Origin of the sequence: Enterococcus sp. C76 (genome assembly GCF_040886985.1) — a bacterium.
GTDB classification, from domain to species: Bacteria; Bacillota; Bacilli; order Lactobacillales; family Enterococcaceae; genus Enterococcus_B; species Enterococcus_B lactis.
The window spans coordinates 1-495 of the sequence record NZ_JBFOEY010000046.1 but is presented as its reverse complement, the minus strand read 5'-3'; the positions used below and the strand labels follow the sequence as shown (position 1 = coordinate 495).

General features: G+C 35.2%; 1 protein-coding gene. It reads right to left on the bottom strand.

The features are described from left to right. Positions 1-24: 24 nt before the first annotated feature. Positions 25-327, bottom strand: a complete 303-nt coding sequence (locus AB3I00_RS14655) for a hypothetical protein (RefSeq protein ID WP_368025620.1) — start codon at positions 325-327, stop codon at positions 25-27. Between the last annotated feature and the right edge of the window lie 168 nt (positions 328-495).

The window sequence follows — 495 nt, the reverse complement described above, 5'->3', positions numbered from 1 at the left end:
GCCCTACGAAAATGAGTGGATAAATCATTCTTCTTCCTCCAACACTATTTTCTGGTTGCCGTTGAGTTCTGGTTTCTGACTTACAATTTCATAAATTTTTTCGAAAATATAAGCTTTGCGTAGGTAAAATTCATCAGCCGTGCCTTTGATGATATAATCTCCGTAATTCGCTTGTGTAATACCTTCTAAATTTGAAATACATAGATCGTATCCTCTTGTTTCTGTATTAGGTACTAGTTCACCATTACACCATTCCTTCACTTCTAACAAATTTTCTTCCGTAAGCTGCATTGCTTCAACTACTACTGGTTTCTTTCTATATTTCATACTTTCCCACCTCCTAAAACTTTGAATGTACTTTTTCGTTCATCTTTTAATGCCTCATCGATTTCTTCTTTGCTCCACGGAACAATCAATCGAACAGAATATTCGACAACCAAATCAACAAATTCATAGCGAAATCTATTGATAGACACTACTTCATATGCTATCCCT